The sequence below is a fragment of the Cecembia sp. genome, assembly GCF_007126775.1.
Classification (GTDB): domain Bacteria; phylum Bacteroidota; class Bacteroidia; order Cytophagales; family Cyclobacteriaceae; genus Cecembia.
In genome coordinates this window covers 20,598-37,082 of record NZ_SLAP01000032.1, presented here as the reverse complement: position 1 = coordinate 37,082, position 16,485 = coordinate 20,598, and the positions used below count along the sequence as shown (strand labels likewise).

The 16,485-nt window shown below is 39.6% G+C and carries 11 protein-coding genes and 1 other RNA gene; 6 read left to right on the top strand and 6 right to left on the bottom strand.

Annotation, left to right across the window (positions count from 1 at the left end):
- Positions 1–276 precede the first annotated feature (276 nt).
- Positions 277–2,691 (top strand): alpha-ketoacid dehydrogenase subunit alpha/beta, encoded by a 2,415-nt coding sequence (locus QZT73_RS02490; RefSeq protein WP_291783058.1) that lies wholly within the window; start codon positions 277–279, stop codon positions 2,689–2,691.
- A 54-nt stretch (positions 2,692–2,745) separates the two neighbouring features.
- On the opposite strand, the gene QZT73_RS02485 is transcribed toward QZT73_RS02490, so the two are convergent.
- Positions 2,746–3,417 carry a hypothetical protein gene (locus QZT73_RS02485; RefSeq protein ID WP_291783055.1) on the bottom strand — a complete coding sequence of 224 codons (672 nt, stop codon included), beginning with the start codon at positions 3,415–3,417 and terminating at the stop codon, positions 2,746–2,748.
- Positions 3,418–3,490: 73 nt separating this feature from the next.
- Here QZT73_RS02485 and QZT73_RS02480 point away from each other — a divergent pair, with 73 nt between their 5' ends.
- On the top strand, positions 3,491–4,486 hold the full coding sequence (locus QZT73_RS02480; protein WP_291786439.1) for an acyl transferase: 996 nt from the start codon (positions 3,491–3,493) through the stop codon (positions 4,484–4,486).
- A 183-nt stretch (positions 4,487–4,669) separates the two neighbouring features.
- Here QZT73_RS02480 and QZT73_RS02475 read toward each other — a convergent pair whose 3' ends face one another.
- Positions 4,670–5,827, bottom strand: coding sequence for a sigma-54 dependent transcriptional regulator (locus QZT73_RS02475; protein WP_291783052.1), 1,158 nt, complete (start codon positions 5,825–5,827; stop codon positions 4,670–4,672).
- Between the two features lie 18 nt (positions 5,828–5,845).
- Positions 5,846–6,260: RNase P RNA component class A (rnpB, locus tag QZT73_RS02470), an RNA gene on the bottom strand.
- A 227-nt stretch (positions 6,261–6,487) separates the two neighbouring features.
- On the opposite strand from rnpB, the gene QZT73_RS02465 reads away from it, so the two are divergent.
- From QZT73_RS02465 to QZT73_RS02455, 3 genes are all read left to right on the top strand, one after another.
- The gene (locus QZT73_RS02465) at positions 6,488–8,932 is read left to right on the top strand and encodes a TonB-dependent receptor (protein ID WP_291783048.1); all 2,445 of its coding nucleotides are present in this window, start codon (positions 6,488–6,490) and stop codon (positions 8,930–8,932) included.
- A gap of 175 nt (positions 8,933–9,107) precedes the next feature.
- Positions 9,108–9,566 (top strand): DUF4442 domain-containing protein, encoded by a 459-nt coding sequence (locus QZT73_RS02460; RefSeq protein ID WP_291786437.1) that lies wholly within the window; start codon positions 9,108–9,110, stop codon positions 9,564–9,566.
- Positions 9,567–9,636: 70 nt separating this feature from the next.
- On the top strand, positions 9,637–10,209 hold the full coding sequence (locus tag QZT73_RS02455; protein WP_291783043.1) for a DUF3109 family protein: 573 nt from the start codon (positions 9,637–9,639) through the stop codon (positions 10,207–10,209).
- On the opposite strand, the gene QZT73_RS02450 is transcribed toward QZT73_RS02455, so the two are convergent.
- The 3 genes from QZT73_RS02450 to QZT73_RS02440 form a co-directional block, all read right to left on the bottom strand.
- A complete protein-coding gene (locus tag QZT73_RS02450; RefSeq protein ID WP_291783041.1) occupies positions 10,206–11,420 on the bottom strand; it encodes an arginine deiminase family protein in 1,215 nt (404 codons plus the stop codon). The two genes, QZT73_RS02455 and QZT73_RS02450, sit on opposite strands and share 4 nt — an antisense overlap.
- Before the next feature lie 427 nt (positions 11,421–11,847).
- The gene (gene lysS / locus QZT73_RS02445; protein ID WP_291786434.1) at positions 11,848–13,569 is read right to left on the bottom strand and encodes a lysine--tRNA ligase; all 1,722 of its coding nucleotides are present in this window, start codon (positions 13,567–13,569) and stop codon (positions 11,848–11,850) included.
- Between the two features lie 119 nt (positions 13,570–13,688).
- Entirely contained in the window at positions 13,689–14,876 is a 1,188-nt protein-coding gene (locus QZT73_RS02440; protein ID WP_291783035.1) for a proline dehydrogenase family protein, read from the bottom strand.
- Positions 14,877–15,154: 278 nt separating this feature from the next.
- Here QZT73_RS02440 and QZT73_RS02435 point away from each other — a divergent pair, with 278 nt between their 5' ends.
- Positions 15,155–16,255 (top strand): bifunctional 3-deoxy-7-phosphoheptulonate synthase/chorismate mutase type II, encoded by a 1,101-nt coding sequence (locus tag QZT73_RS02435; protein ID WP_291783032.1) that lies wholly within the window; start codon positions 15,155–15,157, stop codon positions 16,253–16,255.
- Positions 16,256–16,485: the final 230 nt, after the last annotated feature.

Below are 16,485 nucleotides of genomic sequence, written 5' to 3'. Positions count from 1 at the left end.
AGTAGATGGAGGGCGATTGATCTAGGAGTACAGTAAGGCACTGGTAGCGTTTATTTTGGCGTAATAATTGCAGGATTTTGAAAAGAAGAGCATCAAAAATTGCATTAGGAGGGAATTTATTTTGAAAAAATTATTTTTAAGCTGATAAATCGAAATTTTTTACCGATTTTTTTTGCAATTATTCTGTTTGTGAGTTTGTAAAAATGACAAATTTGGCTATTTTTGAACTGCTTGGTAAAAAACCGACGGGAACCCAAATTACCTTTAGAGATTAAAATGACGAACGTGGCAACATTATCTAAGAACAAGAGGTCAAAAATATTTGAAAAAGAGCAGCTCTTAAGTGATTACAAACTTGCTTGGGAAAGCAGACATGCTTCACTGATGGGAAGGAAAGAAGTCTTCATGGGAAAAGCCAAGTTTGGAATTTTCGGAGACGGGAAAGAGCTGGCTCAGCTTGCTATGGCTAAATATTTTCAAAATGGTGATTTCAGATCCGGGTATTACAGGGATCAGACTTTTATGTTTGCCATAGGTCAACTGACAATAAAGGAATATTTTGCCCAACTGTATGCCCATACCTCAGTGGAGGCAGATCCAGCGTCAGCAGGACGTTTGATGAACGGTCATTTTGCAACCCGTGCTCTTAATGAAGATGGGACATGGAAAGATTTGGCAGGACTAAAAAATTCTTCTGCCGATATTTCCCCCACAGCCGGCCAAATGCCAAAATTATTGGGTCTTGCTTATGCATCTAAATTGTATAGAGAGAGCCCTGGCCTAAAAGAAATACATCAATTCAGTAAAAACGGTAATGAAGTGGCATGGGGCACCATAGGTAATGCATCTACTTCAGAGGGTATGTTTTTTGAAACAGTAAATGCCGCAGGAGTATTGCAGGTCCCCATGGTGATTTCAATTTGGGATGATGCATATGGCATATCAGTGCCCAATGAATACCACACCACAAAGGGTAGTATTTCTGAGATCTTAAAAGGTCTGCAAAGAAACGATGACCAAAAAGGTTACGAAATTTTCATTGTAAAAGGTTGGGACTATGAGGCCCTGGATAGAACTTATGAAAATGCCTCCAGAATAGCAAGAGAAGAGCATGTTCCTGTAATGATCCATGTGGTCGAGATGACACAGCCTCAGGGCCATTCTACTTCAGGTTCCCATGAGCGGTACAAATCCAAGGAGCGTTTGGATTGGGAAAAAGAGCATGATTGCCTTGTTCAATTTAGGAAATTCCTGATAGAAAGTAATTATGCCAATGCACAAGAACTGGATTTAATAGAACAGGAAGCCAAAGTTTTTGCTAAAAAAGAAAAAGACGCAGCTTGGTCTGCCTTTTCTGGAGAAATTAAGGTTGAATTAAAAGAAGCGTTGCAATTAATCAGAAACGCAGCTCCCCAGTCAACACAAAGCCAGGCATTGAGTGCCTTGGCAGAAGATCTTTCAAAAGCCATAAACCCTATACGTAAAGATGTAATCAGTACTGTCAGAAAAGCCATTTGGCTAATGAGGCATGATGCAGATCAGGTCAAGGCAGACCTGAAAGGGTGGTATGCTGTCCAACAGGAACTGAATGAAGAAAGGTACAGCAGTCATTTGTATTCACAATCGGATTTTTCTTCTAATAAGGTTGTCCCTGTTCCTGCCAAGTACGATGAAAATGCTGCTTTGGTTGACGGAAGAGAAATTCTGCAGGCCTGTTTTGATAACTTGTTGGAAAGCGATCCTAGATTTTTAGCTTTTGGTGAAGACGTGGGAAGAATCGGTGATGTCAATCAGGCTTTTGCCGGTTTACAGGCAAAGCATGGGGAGTTAAGGGTAACAGACACTGGTATCAGGGAAGTGACTATAATTGGTCAGGGTATAGGTGCAGCTTTAAGAGGTTTGAGGCCAATGGCTGAGATCCAATATCTGGATTATATACATTATGCACTGATGACCTTATCTGATGATTTAGCCTGCCTACATTATAGGACCAAAGGGGGACAAAAAGCACCCTTGATTGTAAGGACGAGAGGTCATAGACTGGAAGGTGTATGGCATTCCGGGTCTCCAATAGGTATGCTATTAAATTCCCTTAGAGGAATGTTGATATGTGTTCCCCGTAATATGACACAGGCTGCCGGTATGTACAATACCTTGATGCATGCAGATGAGCCAGCTTTGGTTATAGAATGTTTAAATGGTTACAGACTAAAAGAGAAAATGCCATCCAATTTGGCTGATTTTAAAGTTAAATTAGGTGAGCCTGAAGTTATAAGAGAGGGGCAGCATTTAACAGTGGTAACCTATGGATCCATGTGCAGGATTATTGAAGAAGCTGCGGATGAGCTTAAAGAAATGGGAATTGCCATTGAAATTATTGATGTTCAGACACTATTGCCATTTGATGTAAATCATAAAATTGTTGAATCGATTAAAAAAACAAACAGAGTGCTTTTTGCAGATGAAGATGTCCCGGGTGGTGCTTCAGCTTATATGATGCAGAAAGTGGTGGAGGAGCAAGGTGCTTATTACCATTTGGATTCCGAACCGGCTACCTTGGCAGCCAAAGCCCATAGACCAGCTTATTCTTCAGACGGAGATTATTTTTCCAAACCATCAGTAGATGATGTTGTGGAGAAAGTGTATGCAATGATGCATGAAGCAGACCCTGGCAATTTCCCTGAACTCTAAACAAGAAAGGCCTCACTAATGAGGCCTTTCTTGTTTGTTCTACCCCAGTTTACTTTACCTCCTGATCTGGTTGAGTGTTACTTCTGGACTAGAAATGATATTGCTTCGATTAAGTGACCTGTCCTGAATTTGTACATCAATTCTCAAAGTATCATTTCGGAATATTGATTGCCAACCAAAAGATAACATTGCATATTCCAAGACTCCTTCTACGGGCTGCCCATCGGAACCGTTAAATAGTCTGGGGAATCGCCCATTGAATGTTGTGAAAAATGGTGGATCCTGCCATCTGAATTCGTTGTAAACCCCATCTCTTTTGATAAAAAATTTAATGAAGATGTTGTTATGATCGGGATTTTGCTCTACCCAGATTGTATCTCTGACTATTACATTATTGACTATAGGATTAATTACCCAATCAAGAGGATTGAAAACTGGCGCATCTTGTGGCCTATTGGCATAATTGATAAGTGACCCCGCAGCATTTCTTCTGAAATTAACCGGTTGGAAGGGTGGGTCAATGTCTGTTGGGTTTAGTCCCAAGTCGCCCTCGGCGTCTTTGAAGCGTATGGAAATTATCAAAGAGTCTGATCCAGCTGTATTGACAAACCGCATATCCTCAAAAGAGATTTCCGGTACAGATGGGAAATTCTCGGGCGGGGAAACACAGCCAAACCCTAAAAGAAGTCCAAATATTATAACGATATACTTTTTTACACTGCTCATGTACTTATAAATTTACATGAAATTGTCTGATTACGTAAAAGTGCTCAATTTTCTGATGGCAAATTATAAAACGATGGAATATTTCAAAAGTTTTGAAGAAGATATACTTCAGGGGAAAATACAAAACTTTGAGCAGAAAGCACTTGAGCTTTTCCAGTTCCAAGCTATGAATAACCCTATTTATAAAGCCTATATCAAGGCCAGAAAAGTTGATCCAGTCACTATTGATAGAATGGAAGATATCCCATTCTTACCTATACGGTTTTTTAAGGATTTTCAAGTGATATCTGCAGGTTTGAATCATTTTGAAGGATATTATTCCAGTAGTGGGACTACCGGAGCAATTACAAGTAGACATTATTTTTGGTCTGAATCATTTTACCTTCAGCATGCTCTCAAGCTCTTTGAGAAAGCATATGGGTCTATCAAGGAATTTCATGTTTTGGCATTACTTCCAGCTTATTTGGAAAGAAAAGGGAGTTCTCTTGTGAGTATGTCTGATTATTTCATTAAAGAATCAGGTTCTAAATATTCTGGGTTTTATTTATACAATCACAGTGATTTGGTGACAACCCTGCAGAAATTAAAAAAAAATACCAAGCATGTACTTTTACTAGGAGTAACTTTCGCCCTTTTGGATCTTGCAGAAAGTGGGGTAGAAATTCCAGATTTACCAAATTTGATTGTAATGGAGACCGGTGGAATGAAAGGAAGAAGAATAGAGATGGTCCGGGAAGAAGTTCATGAAAAATTAATGCATGCATTTAATGTTGAAAAAATACATTCCGAATATGGAATGACCGAATTAATGTCCCAAGCTTATTCAAAAGGAGAAGGGAAATACAATTTACCCGATTCTATGCACGTTATGCTAAGGGATATCAATGATCCATTCACATTTTCGCACAGAATGCAAGGGGGAATTAACATCATTGATTTGGCTAATTTTCATTCCTGTGCATTTATAGAGACACAGGATTTAGGGAAATTAGATGAAAAAGGGAGCTTAGAAGTTTTGGGTAGGTTTGATAATAGTGAGATTCGTGGGTGCAATTTAATGGTCAATTAATTTTGTATTCCTTTAGAAATTAAACATATTTGGCTTTAAAATTTATAAAAAATGAAAAAATTAGCAATTGTTGTAATGGCTCTCGGACTTTTGGCCTTAAATGCATGTGCTTCAAGCAAGCCGTGCCCTGCATACGCAAAAGCGGTTGATAGCAAAGAAATTAAGGGATAAAAATATGCTGACTTAGTAGTCAGCATATTTTTTTACATCTTCAAGGCTGATTGTTTTATCACCCAGAATGACCAGCCTTTCGACTACGTTTCTGAGTTCCCGGATATTACCTGTCCAGGGAAAATCCTGCAAAACAGCGAGGGCTTCTTTGTTGATGTCCTTTTTTGTTGTGCCATACTCTTTGGCAATATCTTCCAAAAATTTATTGACCAATAAAGGGATATCCCCCTTCCTGTCTTTCAAAGCTGGAACTTGGATGAGTATTACACTTAACCTGTGATAAAGATCTTCTCTGAAGTTGCCTTCTTCAATTTCCTTTCTAAGGTCTTTGTTGGTCGCGGCAAGAACCCTTACATCTACTTTAATGTCTTTGTCTCCCCCAACTCTGGTGATTTTATGCTCCTGTAGGGCTCTTAGGACTTTGGACTGGGCTGAAAGACTCATGTCTCCAATTTCATCCAAAAATAAAGTACCTCCGTCAGCCTGTTCAAATTTTCCTATTCTTTGCTTTACGGCAGAAGTAAAGGAGCCTTTCTCATGACCGAATAGCTCACTCTCAATAAGTTCTGCTGGAATTGCTGCGCAATTGACCGCAATAAATGGGGCCTGAGATCTGTTGCTTTTTTGATGTAACCAATGAGCCACCAATTCCTTGCCTGTTCCGTTTGGCCCGGTAATCAATACCCTGGCATCAGTAGGAGCTACTTTCTCTATGGTCTCTTTTACCTGCTTGATAGCAGGTGATACACCGACCATATCAAATTTTTGAGACAGCTTCTTCTTTAGGACTTTGGTTTCAAATTCCAGACTTTTTTTATCCAATGCATTTCTGACAGTCAACAAAAGCCTGTTCAGGTCTGGTGGTTTGGGAACAAAATCAAAAGCACCTTTTTTAGTAGCCTCAACAGCTGTTTCTATGCTTCCATGGGCTGAAATCATAATGAACTGAGGTTGTTTTTCCATCTCAGCACTTTTTTCAAGAACTTCCAGTCCATCCATTTTGGGCATTTTAATGTCACACAAAACAAGATCATATTCTTTTTCCTGCAACATTTGCAACCCTTGCTCTCCATCCTGGGCTTCATCGACCTGGTATTTTTCATATTCCAAGATCTCCTTCAAGGTTGAGCGGATGACTTTTTCATCATCAATAATTAAAATTTTCGGCATAAGCATTTTTTTAAATGAAAAATGTGCAAGCCTGTAAGCCGGGTTCTGTTCATTACCTTTTGGTAACTAACCTGTCATTTATCTAGGCCCAGATTCACACCTGCGCTCTATCGATCTACCCATTCCGCATAAAGACGAGCAGCCTTCTTTGAGCCTAAACTCAAAACGGAACCTATTTGATCTTTCAACCCATAAGGTTTGCCTTGCCCCCTTCATCACTGTAGGGGCGGTGGGCTCTTACCCCACCATTTCACCCTTACCTTGTCCTGATAAATATCAGGATCAGGGCGGTATATTTTCTGTGGCACTCTCTGTAATCCTGCCGTCACCAACAAGACCCCTTCCCGTTAGGAAGTATGGTGCTCTACGTTGCCCGGACTTTCCTCCCCGTCCCAAAAACTTTTGGGTTCGCGGCGACAGGTTGGCTTGCACGCTGCAAAATAAGACATTTATTCCTTACCTGACCAACGAAATATTTTATAAAAAGTGCTAAAACCTGTTAAAATAATTGCTTAAGTACCCAATGCTACCATTTATCGAAAAATTCTATTTCAATTGTATATCTATATAAAAAATCAAACAAATAATTTTAAATCCTTATTTGGATTAAGTTTAAATAGCAAATACATTTGCGTCGTTAATTAAAATTAATCTAATTAAATGAAGGCAGCTATACGTAAACTTTTCATTCTCATCTTTTTTATAGGTATTTCTAACCATTTGATAGGTAGAGATTTTCATTCCTTGTCAAGCATGGGGAATGAGGAAGATGAAGAGGTGTTAAAGGGAGTCATCCGTGAAAAAAATGGTGAGCCTGTTCCATTCGCCAATATTCAGGTTATAGGAACCATCAAAGGAGCTGTTGCGGATATCAATGGTGAGTTTTCGCTGGTCAATATTCCAAATGGTACCTACGATATTAAAGTTTCGGCGGTAGGATACCGTTCAGTTACAAAATCAGTTGAAATTATCAATGGGAGAATCCAGGAATTAGAAATTATTTTCTCGGAAGTAGGAGTGGATATGCCTGAAATTACCATCATTTCAAGTAAAGACCGTCTCTTTTCCAAAACACCTGGATCAGTGAATTACCTCGATAAACGCGAGTTGGGTTTTGTAAACCCAATCAGTATAGCTGAAGCATTACGACGTACACCAGGTGTGAATGTAGTGGAAGATGAACTTACAGGTATGCGTTTGAGTATGGGAATCCGTGGATTGGATCCCAATATGAGTCGGTCTATTCTTATTATGGAGGATGGGGTGCCGGTGGCTTTGAACCCTTATGGAGAGCCTGAAATGTACTATACTCCTCCTGTGGACCGTATGGAAGGAATGGAAATACTCAAAGGGTCAGGTCAGATTTTATACGGCCCCCGAACTGTAGGTGGGGTGGTCAATTTCATCACGGCAAATCCTCCAGAGTCTTCTGAAGGAAGAATTAACATTCAAGGGGGACAAGGCGGTTATTTTTCAGGACTATTGAATTATGGAAATACCGTTGGAAATACCGGTTATCATGTAAGTTTACTTAGAAGAAGTGCTGAAAATTTAGGTCCTTCCAGTTTTGGATTGACAGATTTGAATGCAAAATTCTTGTTTGACCTCAATGAGCGCTCTGAATTGGGAATGAAGATTGGTATTTACGATGAAACCTCCAATGCTACTTACATTGGAATGAATCAATTAATGTTTGAACGTGGCGAAAATGATTTCACACATTTGTCTCCTGATGACAGGTTGGATGTAAGGAGGCTTTCTCTAAGTCTGTCTCACAAATACAGGATCAGCGACAATATTCGTCTTCGTACCATTGCCTATGGATACACAACTACAAGAAATTGGAGCAGGCAGGACTTTTCAGTAAATGCGACCAACACTCCTCCTTCCAATTGGACCGGTAAATACTGGGGGGATCTTAATGTACCCGGTGGCGCCATTTTCATGAGAGACGGTACAGGTAACAGAGATCGTTCTTATGAAGTTGCTGGAATTGAACCAAGAATTGAGGCCAACCATAACCTGTTTAATGTTAAAAATGAATTGATTACCGGTGTAAGATTGCATTATGAAAGGGCACTTGTACAGCGGGTTAACGGAACAAGGGCGGGTGTCCGAAGTGGGGATTTACGGGAGGACGAAATCCGTACAGGAAATGCCTTCAGTGGCTATTTTCAAAACACGACCAATGTCACTTCAAAGTTTGATGTAAATGTAGGACTCCGCTACGAAAATTACATTGCTGAAAGAGATATTTTAAGAAGGCCCTTTGAAGGTGTTGTTAGAGATACTGTCTTAGTCGGAACCAATGTGGTTAGCGAGTTTATCCCAGGAGCTGGATTTAACTTCCGCCCATCAAACAAGGTCAATATTTTTGGTGGTGTACACCGTGGTTTTGGTCCACCAAGACTACAGGACGCTGTTACCGGTGAGGGGCAGGCCCTGGACCTTGATGCAGAATCTTCTGTCAATATAGAACTAGGTTTGAGATCTCAATTCACCCCTTGGCTCTTTTTCGAGTTGGCAGGCTTCAGAATGGATTTTAGCAATCAGATTATCCCTGTTGCACAATCTCTGGGAGCTGCTGGTTTTGGTGTCGTCAACGCAGGACGTACACTTCATGAAGGGATAGAAGCGATGGTTAATGTAGAAATTTCTAAGTTACTTAATTGGGATAAAGTAAATTTATTCTACGATGCGAACATCACTTATGTGAATTCTGTGTTCGGAGCGGATAGAATCATCAACGATATTAATGTTAATGGACTACGTACACCTTATGCACCTGAATGGTTGATCAATACAGCATTGACAGTGGAAACAGAAATGGGATTTGGAGGTCGAATTACACTTAACCATGTTGGTCAGCAATTTACAGACCAACTGAATACAGTAGTCCCTCGATTTGATGGCCGAATCGGTTTGATGCCTGCATTCACTACCATTGATGCCACTTTGCTTTATGATGTGAAAAAATGGAATTCTAGATTCAACTTGAGTATCAAAAACCTAACAGATGAACGATTTATTGCCTCCAGAAGACCGGAGGGGATTCGTATGGGATTACCCCGATTCATCACTGCTGGGTATGAGTTTAAATTTTAAAAAAATATTTTAAAAAAGATAAACAAAAGTATATCCATCCTGTTTATCTATTTGAAGGCTTTAAAAAGCTTTTCTTCATAGTGCTGGGTTGAGCCGTTCTGAGAAATCAGAACGGTTCTTTTATTTTTAAGATTATTGTTTTTCATTAGATTAGCCAAATCCTACAATTGCTATTATGGAAGTCAAAACAAAAAGGAAATACCTCAGGCTGATCAAACTTTTGAATTTTTACCCACCTTACCTTTTCTCTGGAATTAAGGTGATCGCGCATAACAAGGAATTCACTTATTTTAAAGTGAGGTTAAAATTGACATGGTACAATAGAAATTTAGTAGGCACAGCTTTTGGAGGCTCCCTGTATGCCATGTGTGATCCTTTTTATATGTTTATCCTGATTATCAACTTGGGAAAAGAATACATAGTATGGGATAAAGCGGCAAGTATAGATTTCATTAAGCCAGGTAAAGGTACTGTCTATGCAGAGTTTTCTATCCCAAAGGATCAGATTGCCAAGATCAAGGAGGAAGTAGATATAGATAGAAAAAAAGTCTTCAACTTTCCCTGTAAAGTCGTGGACAAGGAAGGTAAAACCATAGCTTTGCTCAGCAAGGATGTATATGTAAGAAAAAAATGAATTCAGTAAACCATACTGCTTGAATCTTTTCTTTAAATCTCCCTAACTTTAGACTTCAAAAGTAATTAAAATGATACTGATAGGAAATGCTGTCATCAGTGATGATATTAAGGAACAGTTCTTTGTATGCGATTTGGAAAAGTGTAAAGGGGCATGTTGTGTGGAAGGTGATTCAGGGGCGCCTTTAGAAGATGAAGAAACATCAGTGCTTGAAAAAATATACCCTATAGTCAAAGACTATATCACTGAGGAAGGTCGTCAAGTGATTGCAAAGCAAGGTACTTGGGTCATAGATAAAGACGGGGATAAATGTACCCCAACTGTAGGGGAAAATAGAGAATGCGCCTACGCACTTTATGATAAAAAGGGTGTACTTAAATGCGGGATTGAGCAGGCCTACTTGGACGGAAAAATAGATTTTAAGAAACCAATGAGTTGTCACCTCTATCCGATCAGAATCACCAAATATGATCAATTTGATGCCCTGAATTACGACCGATGGCATATTTGTTCACCAGCTTGTACCTTAGGGAGTCAATTGGGCGTACCTATTTACAAGTTTTTAAAAGATGCCCTGATCCGAAAATACGGTGCTTCTTGGTACGAAGAACTGGTAAGTGAAATTGAATCAGAGAAAAGTTAAACTTTTGAGCGACTGAGCGGCATGGTCATACACCTAGGGCCTCCAAGACCTCTTGAAAGCTCAGAAGAAGGGATTTCCAGTACTTCTACCCCCATATTTCTCAATGCCCTGTTAGTATGTAGGTTCCGATTGTATGAAATCACTCTCCTTGGACCAATGGCAAATACATTGGCGCCGTCAAACCACTGCTCGCGCATGGAATAATCAGGATTGCCATCAGCTGTGGAAAGAATTTCCAAATGGGTAATTTCTTTTTCAAGCACTGTAAGAAGGGATTCATTGAGTACCTGTCTTTTGATGTGGACTTTATCCTCTGTCTTTTCCTTCAAAGTATACAGAGAAGTCTGTAGTACCGCGTTCAGGGCATCTGGATAAGTGAGGACCAGGTTTTCATCCAAAATGGTGAAAACCGTATCCAAATGCATGTAGTTCCGTTTTTTGGGTAAGTGAACCTCATAGACCCGTTCAACTGTTCCTTCTCCTAAAAGAGCTTTAGCTACCTGGTAGATGGCTTTTTCATCTGTTCGTTCTGAATTCCCTATAGCTACCGCCTTTTTGGATAATACAATCACATCCCCGCCCTCTATACTTGGCGGATTTTCAATGCCATTGATGGGATAAAGCGCATGAACATGCTCCTTGAAATCGGGATGGTTTTCGAAAATTGCCCGGAGAATGTCTGCTTCTCTTTGCCTTCCTTCCATTTTCATACTTGAAAAAACAATGCCTCCCGGTGTTATAGCCATGGGGTCTCTTTGAAAATACAGGTTTGGACTCGGGGGAATGACAAAGGTATAATCCATCAACTCCATTTTGGGAAGATTAGGAATTTTTCTTTTTAATTCGTGGACCTTGACTCCAGCTGTAAGGGCAGTAGCACATTCAGCAGTTGAAAATCTCTCTAAGATAAATGCCTTTAAATGAGTAAGCCTGTTTCTTTTTAAGGCATCAGTCATTAGCCTGTCCAAAATTTCACTATTGGATAAGGTTTGAATCAAAAGGTCTTGAAGTCTGTAAACCTTCGCCCCTGTACTTTGCTTGATCAGGTCTGTGAAATAATCATGCTCTTTTTGCATCGCCTCCAAGTAAGGAACATCCTCAAAGAGCAGGTATTCCTTATTATAGGGAGTAAGCCTGTCTATTTCTTTTCCTGGACGGTGCATTAAAACAGCCTTTAAGGTGCCAAATTCAGAGTTTAATCGAAGATTCATGTAGGAAAAATTACCAGTTTTTTAATTTTTCATGGAAAATATTAAATAATAGGTTAATATTTCAGGTAATCACTGAAAAACTTCAAATCAGCTGGGTAAATTGGGCAAATTAACATGTTGAATTTGAAATAAATTAACCATACTGATTCCGATAAATAATATTTTTTATTTTCTGTATCCCAAAGACTCTCGTTAAGCCCAATTTTATTTATTTTTCGAAAATGAAAACATATCCGTTTCTTATCTATTTGGCCATAGGTATTTTGGTTTTCTTTCTTGTAAGGCCTTATACTTTCAAGATAAACGTACAAGATACCCAATATGTAATGGGCTACAGTACCCCCTGGGTTCTATTTTGGACAATTTTGGGGATTGGCTACTTGATTGTTCAACAAAAAAGCCGGGCTCAGTGAACCCGGCTTTCAATTTAAGAAGCTAGCCAAGCTTCTACCTCTTCTTTTGTTGGATTAGGTACATCCAATTTCATTTTTTTTCTTCTGCCACACACATCATTAAACAGCTTATTGACATCGTATTCCTTCAATTGTTCGATGGTATGAATATTCAGTTCCCGAATAACTGCAACTAAAGCCAGCGGTATACCTAATTCCACAAAATCTTCGTCCGTAGCTAGCTTTATTTTTTTCTCTGGCCTCATCTGCGGGAAAAATAGTACCTCTTGAATGGTAGATTTGTTGGTCAATAACATGGTAAGCCTGTCAATACCAATTCCCAGTCCTGAAGTTGGAGGCATGCCGTATTCTAATGACCTCAGGAAATCCTCATCCATAGCCATGGCCTCATCATCCCCTCTTGCAGCCAGTTTTAGCTGCTCTTCAAATCTTTCCCTCTGATCTATGGGGTCATTCAGCTCTGAATAAGCATTGGCAATTTCCTTTCCATTGACAAAAAGCTCAAAGCGTTCGACCAAACCTGGCTTAGAACGGTGTTTTTTGGCTAACGGTGTCATTTCTACTGGATAATCTATGATGTAGGTAGGCTGAATTAAATGGTCCTCTACTTTGGCTCCGAAAATTTCATCAATCAGTTTGCCTTTGCCCATGCTGTCGTCGATTTCAATGGACAAGTCACGACATACTTTTCTCAAATCTTCCTCATCCATTTCACTTACATCTACTCCAGCATATTCCTTGATAGACTCAAACATGGTCAGTCTCCTGTATGGACCTGCAAAGTTGATTTCGTTTTGACCAAAACTTATTGTTGTCGTCCCATGTATGGATTGGGTTACCTTTTCCAAAAGGTCTTCCACCATTTCCATCATCCATACATAATCTTTGTAAGCAACGTAAATTTCCAAAGAGGTGAACTCCGGATTATGTGTCCGGTCCATTCCTTCATTTCTGAACATTTTTCCGAATTCATATACACCATCAAATCCACCAACAATAAGTCGCTTTAAGTAAAGTTCATTGGCTATCCTTAAATATAGAGGCATGTCAAGGGTATTATGATGGGTATTGAATGGCCTTGCTGCTGCTCCTCCATGAACCTGCTGCAGAATAGGAGTCTCGACCTCAAGCCAACCCCTGTCATCAAAATAACTCCTCATGTTGGTGATGATTTTTGACCTGATGAGAAATACCTGCTTCACTTCAGGGTTTACAGTAAGGTCTACGTAACGCTGTCTATACCGGAGTTCGGGATCAGTAAATCCATCATAGATATTACCCTGATCATCCCTTTTGACAACAGGCAGGGGTTTTACCGACTTTGATAAAATCTTTAGTTCGGTGACATGCAGGGATATTTCACCGGTTTGTGTTGTAAAAATATAACCTTTGACACCTATGAAATCCCCGATACCCAAAAGTTTTTTGAATACTGTATTGTAAAAACTTTTATCCTCTCCTGTACAGATATCATCCCGTCTGATGTAAATCTGAAGCCTTCCAGTAGCATCCTGTATTTCTGCAAAGGAAGCAGAACCCATAATCCTTCGGCTCATCAATCTTCCCGCAATGGAAATGTTTTTGTAATCGTTTTTACGGTTTTCGTAGTTCCTATGGATATCTTCTGCTGTGACATTGATAGGGAAGGTTTCCGCGGGATATGGATCTATCCCAAGTTTCATCAGTTCCTCACGGTCTTTTCTTCTCTCTAATTCCTGCTCGCTTAGTATTTGCATCTTTTAATTGATTTGAAATCTCTAGGTTTAATGGTTTTACTGAAAATATTGATCTAATTATTTGGCAATAACCTCCATCTTTTCAGTGAGTCAATGTACGCTTATTGCGATTTTTTGACCTAATATTTCAAGCTTTTTCTTCTTGCAATTTCTTTTTTGATCAACTCAAATTCCCTACTGCTTTGACCTGCGACAGAGGTATTCTCCTCAGCCCTTCTGGACAAATAAGGCATTACCTTTTCAACCGGGCCATAAGGCACATATTTGACGACATTGTAACCAGCATCGGCCAAATTGAAGGAGATGTTGTCGCTCATTCCATACAGCTGTGCAAAATATACCCTTTCATCTTTCTCAGGGAGTCCTTTTGATGCGAGTAGCTCTGTAAGCATCAGGTTACTTTCTTCATTATGAGACCCTGAGACAAGTGCGATTGTTTCTATATTATTCAAACAATAGTTGATACCGGCATTGTAATCCCTATCGGTTGAAAATTTATCAGGTTGAATAGGGCTGATGTACCCTTTTTTTGCAGCCCGATCTCTTTCTTTTTCCATATATGCTCCCCTCACCAGTTTAGCACCTAAAAAATAACCTTTTTCCAATGCTAATTGATGGGCTTCCTGCAAACGTTGTAGCATGTCATGTCTGTACATTTGGTATGTATTGTAGACAACACAAGTTTCCTTATTGTATTTTTCCATCGCCCTGTAAACCAGTACTTCCAAGGTATCCTGATACCAGGAGTCTTCTGCATCAATGAGTATCTTTGTGCCTACGCGATGGGCTGCTGCACAAAGCTCATCCACCCGCTGTTCCAATTTCTCAAAGGCTTCCTGTTCTGAATTATTTAATTTTTTACCCTCTTGGATTTTAGTCATGATTTTATAATCCCCAAGACCAGTTACTTTGAAGACGGCAAAAGGGATGTTGGCATCTCCCGCAGACCTTTCAATAGTCTTTAGTATTTCAGCTTTGGTGGCGTCATAACTGGCTTCGTCTCCCTTCCCTTCTACAGAATAATCCAAAATTGTTTTGACATTAAATTCAGCCAATTTGTCAACAGATTTCTGACAATCCTGTATGCTTTCGCCACCACAGAAATGACCAAACATGGTGCTTTTCATGATGCCATTTACAGGTAACCTAAGGGCAAAGGCCAAATCAGCCAATTTGATACCCAACTTCACAGCAAGGTTACTGTTCATGGTAGCAAAGATGTAATACATTTTTTTTAACTCCGCGTCTGTTTTGGAAGCGAAGGCGACTTCTAAATTCTCAAAAGAAATTTCGGGCTTTACTGGCATAGGGTTTCAATCAGGCTGCAAATATATCAAAAAAACTGCAAGTGGATAGGCTTTGTTTGGTCATTTCCATCTATTCCTTGATTCATTTTAAAGCCGGAGTGAGGCAGTTCCGATTCTGGAATGCTTATATGAATAATCGATATCTTTGAATCCAGAGGTAATGAATTTTCAAAAGAACAGATTGGATTATGTCTGTATGGCCTTGGAAAGATTAACCATCATGATAAAACTTATGCTACATTGTAGATGTTAAAGGTAAAAGAAAACGAATCAAGGTATTGGAAATTGAGAAAATAGACAATTGGGGGCTTCCGTTAAAAAAACCGTTTATTATTGCGGGTCCTTGTAGTGTAGAAACACCGGAGCAGCTGGATAAAACGGTTGCCCAATTGGTAAGTTATGGAATCAAAATCATAAGAGGTGGGGTATGGAAACCAAGAACGAGGCCTAACCATTTTGAAGGGGTAGGGGAGATAGCGCTTCCATGGATCAAAGAAGTAAAGGAAAAATATAGCGTGCAATTTGCCATTGAAGTAGCTAAACCCTATCACATAGATAAAGCGCTGGAGTTTGGTATTGATATGTTTTGGATTGGCGCCAGGTCTACAGCAAATCCCTTTACAGTACAGGATATTGCCAACGCCTTGAGAGGAGTAGATGTGCCGGTTTGGGTAAAAAATCCGGTAAATCCAGATATTGGGCTTTGGGTAGGGGCATTGGAAAGAATCCATCAGGCGGGAGTTAGGAAATTGGGCGCCATTCACAGAGGATTTTCTAATTTCAACGACAGGGTGTACAGGAATAGTCCTACCTGGCAAATTCCATTAGAGTTCATGACTCAATACCCTGATATACCTATGCTTAATGACCCAAGCCACATTTCCGGTAAAAGAGAGCTTATTGCATCAGTTTCGCAGATGGCTCTTGACCTTAATTTTGATGGATTGATCATAGAATCCCATATAGACCCTGTAAATGCATGGTCGGATAGTGCCCAGCAGCTCAGTCCAATGGCGCTATCCGATCTGATCAGAATATTGCAGCCCCGAACGATTGCAATCGATGATCCATTCTTGAAGTCACAGTTGGAAATTATCAGAGAACATATAGATGAAGTGGATAGGGAACTTTTGGAAGTGCTTGGCCGTAGGATGAAATTGGTAGAAAAAGCTGGAGAATACAAAAAGCACAACAATGTTGCCATTTTCCAAATAGAACGCTGGAAGGAAGTTTTTGAGACGAGGCCAGATTGGGCCAAGGCACTTCAAGTCAATCCTGAATTTGTTAAAGAATTATTTAAGCTTGTCCACAGCGAATCAATCAGAAAGCAGGAGCAAATTATGAAAGATAAGCTTCGGGAGAATGTTGGGGATCAATAATTCAGAATTATCTTCTGTTTTTACCGTTATTGATTCGATAATTTTCGGATTATTTAAACATTGAATCAATCTTTACAAAAAATTAAAAAAATTATTCAAATTTTGATTTGTTTTTAAAAAAGGAGACTTTACATTTGAAACATGTTAAACGCAGTGTACACATATTTTACCTTCTTTTACTTTTATTTTCGTCCTGAAGGTCGAATCGGAGCTGCTTATTGTCTGGTAAA